Genomic DNA, 4691 nt, shown 5'->3' on the forward strand with positions numbered 1-4691 from the left:
GTTATAAATAAGGGCCCATTAGCTAACCACTTTAAATAATTAACTAATGTCAAAGCTATTAAAAAAAATTGCCAATCCGTTCACTACGGAGCAAACAGGATTCATCATCAGCTTTATAATTCCAAATTGTATACCTGTTGGTGTTGAATTAGTAGATATCATTTCCTATGTAGAGGATTATGAGTTGAACACCGCTGATATTGATGGTTCAGAGATTTACAACCCCCTAACATCTGCAGAGTTCTTTGAGCAGAACACAGATAAAGTGTTAGCGCTTTATTTCAATCGGTTCATCTTATCAAATCTTAAGTTCCTTAATGACGAAAGTCAGGCGTATGTTGAATCTAAAAGGAGGGCAGCGTAATGGAAGGACTTATACAAGTAGCTCCAGGCATGACCCTGATTGATACTCAGGTATTAGAGAAGTTAATTAATAAGCTGGACTCATTGGAACAGGCAGTGACCACCACCATCAAAGATCTTAAATCTACCACCACACCTTATTTAAGCACCAAACAGGTTTGTGAGATGCTGAATGTTAGCGAGAATTGGGTATTACTTCATAAGGACGATTTAGGATCCAGCAAACGCACAGGTAAATTAACCTTTAAGCGAAAAGCCATTGAGGAATTTATTGAAGAAGATTATTTCAGGATAAGCAGGAGGGCAAGATCATGACCTACAAATCAATAATGACAAGAATGAAGTCAGCAAGGTCGGTTGCTCAAAGAAGCAGGATCATGGATGAGTATAACAAGTGGTTAGAAACTGCTTCGTTTAACCAAATAGGGAGCGTGTTGGATGATATGCAGATCGGGATTAAATCAAGAATGGAGGCCACCAATGCATAACTACAAATCATTAGCTATACAAATGGCTGCTTCTCTTCATGAGATAGACAGGTTAGATGCTGAGTTCAACGATTTAATTCTATCTGGAATGCCGGTTGACGATTGCTGGAACAGATTATATCAAGTAAAACAATCATTAGCCAATACCAAAACCGAAGTATTCAAATTAAACGAAAAGGAGGTAAGTCATGCAAACTAAAAGAGTAATAAGCGCCTACAATGATCTAACCGAACAAGATCAGGTAATGATGAACTGGAAAGCCATGATTCGTAAAAGCCAGGATGATGAGCGTCATGAAGCAGTTAATCGGATGTTGGAGTTGGCTTCGAAAGACATCCTTGTATTACTTGCAGTTCTAGCATTGGTAATCACAGCGATAGTAGTGTTAGCCTCGATATGGGCAGGCAATCATGAGGCGGCTCAGTCGGTAATGGATAATTCAACAATTGTTAATCACTAAATAAAAATAAACACTATGAGTTCAGGACGTATCAAGGTAGCTAAGGCACAGAATAATGCAAGCACGCTGCCGGAAATCGGTAAAATTAAAACGGGCATTAAAGCAACATCTGCAAAAGGTGTTGAATACCCAAAAGCAATTGATTATTTCAGACCAACTGGAAATTTTGCAAATCAGTTTACAGCCTTATTTGGTGAAAAACCAAATTCATTGCAGGTAGCTTTCSTGTCCAATAATATCAATGAGGTATGCAATGAACAGTTTGAAAGTTGGGATAAAGGCAAACGTTACGGATATGGTGACGGAGAGTTATTTACCATATTCGATAGTTCCACAGGAAAGTATATTGATAATGTTCCTGCTGCCGATAAGCGCGTAAAAGCACTTAAGTGGGAACGCACCTTGACATTGCGTTTTGTACTTCTTAAAATGACAGGCGTGCTTGGTTACTGGTCATGGTCGACAAAAGCTAAAGAAGTAAGCATTCCTAGCATAACCAAATCATTTGATCTTGTTATGGAGCGTGCCGGATCTATCATCGGTTTCCCTTTCAACTTAACTATTGAAATGAAAAAATCATACACCCCCGGTGAAGCAAAAACTTATCCGGTGGTTAGTTTGATCCCGTCATTTACAGACGAGAACATGGAAGCAGTTCGTAATTATATCGAGGCTGGTGGTTCAATGAATCGTCTTACTACTAAGATGATTGAAAGCGGAACAATGGAGGCAAAGGTTTTAGAAATAGGGGAGGGATCGAAATAATGAAGGATTTTAAAGGAACACCTGGGCCATGGGAAATCGGATACTTTGTAAAGTCTGATGTATTTGCTAATGGCGGAATGAAATGGGTAGCAACATTGGTTTCTAACGAACTGGATGGAACATATGAGGATGCTGCTAACGCGAAACTTATTTCATCTGCTCCGGACTTATTGGAGGCGCTAACGCAACTTGTTCATCTTCACATGTGTGAGCAGGAAGGTGTCGAGTCTGGACAGCCAACAAGTTCAATGTGGATAGATGCCGTAAATAAAGCAAGTGAAGCATTGCATAAAGCAGTAGGAGGTATATCATCATGAGTATGTCAGTAGAATTCGTGCCTACCGAATGGTTCGACGAGACAGCAATAAAACTACCAAACTATAAAGTAGGGCGTGTTAATTTTAACAAAGGGCGTAGCTATATTAAAATTGAGCAAGATGGATCATTGGCTCAACCATTCAGGTTATACACCTCATTGACCACCTCCATTGCCCAATCTATGCCTACTCCTGTTCAATTGGAAGAATGGAAATTCCAACACGGTAAAAAGGAATCAGAACGATTGATGAATGTAGCCGCTAAATATGGGACATTGATGCACTTAGAGATTGGACGTTTCATTAAAGAGGGTGTTTACGACCTTGATTCAATTGACGGTATCATTGAAGAATACCTTAGCAATGAATCTTTTTGGGATGATGATTGCAAATGGTGGAACGATAAATTGCGGGAGGATATATTGGCATTTGTTCAGTTCTATAATGACTATGAGGTTATTCCTTTTGGTTTAGAATACGTATTATTAAGTGATGAACGCGGCTTTGGAACACCTATCGACTTAGTGTGCTTATTAACAGTTACCGAGGATGGCGTTGATGAAAACGATCCGTACAAATCAGGACCCAGAAAAGGTGAGCCAAGAGAATGCAAAGTAAGAGTTCAGAAACGTGCCATCATCAACTTTAAGTCTGGCCGAAAAGGTTTCTATGAAACTCATGGTATTCAAATGGAATGTGAGCGGTTATTGTGGGATGAGAATTTCCCTGAGTCACCTGCTGATATCGCGATGAATTGGGCTCCGGCAGATTGGAAAACAACTCCTAGCTATAAAATCAAGGAATGGCAGGGTACAACAAGTAGAGCCGAGATTGACGCAATTTTAAAGCTAGCTGAAATTAGATATCGTGATAAAGCAGAAAAACGAAATTACATTAATATGCGTGGTATCGTCAGTACTCCTGAAAGTATTACTGCGGCAGTTCAGTTTGAAGATGTAGAATCATTCTGCAACCGAAAGTTTGGAAATACACCTAACAATGTGAGAGCAACCAGGGCTACCGCCAAATTACAAGCAACACCAATTAAACCAGTATTCACTTCAACAGCCATACCAATATGAGTACCGAACTAACAATTATCAAACAGGAGGACTTGCAGAGCGCAGGAACCGTCCTAACTACAACCAGATCGTGGGTAACTACCTATCAGAAAAAACATGATGTGTTGAAACTGCAAGCCGAAAAGGAGGGTGTAAAATTAACTCCTGCAACTGACCAGGCTATAAACGACTATTTGGCGTCTCTTAAAAAAGCAGCAACCAAAGCTGAAGATGATCGTAAACCATTCACCTCTAAGTTGAATGAGATAATCAAAATGTTTACAGCCGAGGAAACTAAGCTTAAAGTTGATCTGGTTACTGAACTGCAAACAGCGCGTAATAATAGTGTTGCCGCATACAAGAAAGAGGAAGCAGCCGAGCAGGCTAAAGCACAAACGAAGTTGGATAAAGAAAAGGCACGTATTGAATTGTTTGCAGAAGCGGAAACGCAAATCCGTACTCAGTATGCCGACCTTCTTAAAGGAGACAAAGAGAAGTTGATGGACGTTTATGAGAATTGTACTCTTGAAATGTATGAATCAGTACTTGAAATGCTATCAATGGTTGTCGGGACCTTCAAGCAAGAGTATTGGGATGGGATTGTGGCAACGCTTGACCATAATCCACTTGACAACACTAAATACTTTACCCTTGAAGAACTAACCACGATTTGCAACAGCGCTAAAGAATGTAAATTTGAAAAAGTTGCGCCACACTATCAAGCTGAAATCAAGGCGTACGCTGACCACTTAGTTACATTAATGCCAGAACGGAAATTGGAGTTAGAAGCAGGTGTTACAGAAAGTGCCGCCGCTGCAACGTTAAAGTCTGTGCAGGAGGCATTGGAATTGAAACAATCTCAGGAGGCTTTGGCAAGGACAGAACAAAACGTTCAAACGCAGGTATCATCGGTGATTATTGACAATCAAATTGATACTGCTAAGCGATTATCAAAAGTTCCTGCTGCTCAATCTATAGATAGCTATGAGATCATTGTTCTTGATCGCGCTGGATGGTCTGAGATATTCAAATTCTTTATCACTCATTCAGATGAACAGGATCTTGGTAAAATGAAACTGGACAGCATGAAGTTGTTTGCTGAGCGTAAGGCCAAATCTGAAGGGCTTAAGATCGAATCTGCATACATAAAGTATGAGGAGAAATATAAAGCAGTTGTTAAATCTAAAAAAGCAGCATAATCATGGGAAACATAAACTATACGGAGCTGCTTAATCT

The 4691-nt window shown here is 39.9% G+C and carries 9 protein-coding genes; all 9 read left to right on the forward strand.

The window, feature by feature from the left end; translation table 11 throughout:
* Positions 1–46: 46 nt before the first annotated feature.
* From AC1DG9_RS23495 to AC1DG9_RS23535, 9 genes are read left to right on the forward strand one after another with little or no spacing between them, the layout of a single operon-like run.
* A complete protein-coding gene (locus tag AC1DG9_RS23495; protein WP_477611910.1) occupies positions 47–364 on the forward strand; it encodes a hypothetical protein in 318 nt (105 codons plus the stop codon).
* Positions 364–678, forward strand: coding sequence for a helix-turn-helix domain-containing protein (locus tag AC1DG9_RS23500; protein WP_477611911.1), 315 nt, complete (start codon positions 364–366; stop codon positions 676–678). The genes AC1DG9_RS23495 and AC1DG9_RS23500 overlap by 1 nt, the downstream gene beginning before the upstream one ends.
* Before the next feature lie 23 nt (positions 679–701).
* Complete coding sequence (locus AC1DG9_RS23505; protein WP_477611912.1) at positions 702–851, forward strand: hypothetical protein; 150 nt, start codon at positions 702–704, stop codon at positions 849–851.
* On the forward strand, positions 844–1050 hold the full coding sequence (locus AC1DG9_RS23510) for a hypothetical protein (protein ID WP_477611913.1): 207 nt from the start codon (positions 844–846) through the stop codon (positions 1048–1050). The genes AC1DG9_RS23505 and AC1DG9_RS23510 overlap by 8 nt, the downstream gene beginning before the upstream one ends.
* Entirely contained in the window at positions 1040–1312 is a 273-nt protein-coding gene (locus tag AC1DG9_RS23515) for a hypothetical protein (RefSeq protein WP_477611914.1), read from the forward strand. Before AC1DG9_RS23510 ends, AC1DG9_RS23515 begins: the two co-directional genes overlap by 11 nt.
* 15 nt (positions 1313–1327) lie before the next feature.
* The gene (locus AC1DG9_RS23520) at positions 1328–2077 is read left to right on the forward strand and encodes a recombination directionality factor (protein ID WP_477635345.1); all 750 of its coding nucleotides are present in this window, start codon (positions 1328–1330) and stop codon (positions 2075–2077) included.
* Positions 2077–2394, forward strand: a complete 318-nt coding sequence (locus AC1DG9_RS23525) for a hypothetical protein (RefSeq protein ID WP_477611916.1) — start codon at positions 2077–2079, stop codon at positions 2392–2394. The genes AC1DG9_RS23520 and AC1DG9_RS23525 overlap by 1 nt, the downstream gene beginning before the upstream one ends.
* A 2-nt stretch (positions 2395–2396) precedes the next feature.
* Entirely contained in the window at positions 2397–3476 is a 1080-nt protein-coding gene (locus AC1DG9_RS23530; RefSeq protein WP_477611917.1) for a hypothetical protein, read from the forward strand.
* Positions 3473–4654: a hypothetical protein gene (locus AC1DG9_RS23535; RefSeq protein WP_477611918.1), complete on the forward strand. Its 1182-nt coding sequence runs from the start codon at positions 3473–3475 to the stop codon at positions 4652–4654. The genes AC1DG9_RS23530 and AC1DG9_RS23535 overlap by 4 nt, the downstream gene beginning before the upstream one ends.
* Positions 4655–4691 lie beyond the last annotated feature (37 nt).

It is taken from the genome of Pedobacter sp. 05L430 (assembly GCF_056397585.1).

Bases quoted from the DNA above. Each gene is read 5' to 3' on its own strand.
- AC1DG9_RS23495 (WP_477611910.1), top strand. From the start codon at position 47: ATGTCAAAGCTATTAAAAAAAATTGCCAATCCGTTCACTACGGAGCAA.
- AC1DG9_RS23500 (WP_477611911.1), top strand. From the start codon at position 364: ATGGAAGGACTTATACAAGTAGCTCCAGGCATGACCCTGATTGATACT.
- AC1DG9_RS23505 (WP_477611912.1), top strand. From the start codon at position 702: ATGAAGTCAGCAAGGTCGGTTGCTCAAAGAAGCAGGATCATGGATGAG.
- AC1DG9_RS23510 (WP_477611913.1), top strand. From the start codon at position 844: ATGCATAACTACAAATCATTAGCTATACAAATGGCTGCTTCTCTTCAT.
- AC1DG9_RS23515 (WP_477611914.1), top strand. From the start codon at position 1,040: ATGCAAACTAAAAGAGTAATAAGCGCCTACAATGATCTAACCGAACAA.
- AC1DG9_RS23525 (WP_477611916.1), top strand. From the start codon at position 2,077: ATGAAGGATTTTAAAGGAACACCTGGGCCATGGGAAATCGGATACTTT.
- AC1DG9_RS23530 (WP_477611917.1), top strand. From the start codon at position 2,397: ATGTCAGTAGAATTCGTGCCTACCGAATGGTTCGACGAGACAGCAATA.
- AC1DG9_RS23535 (WP_477611918.1), top strand. From the start codon at position 3,473: ATGAGTACCGAACTAACAATTATCAAACAGGAGGACTTGCAGAGCGCA.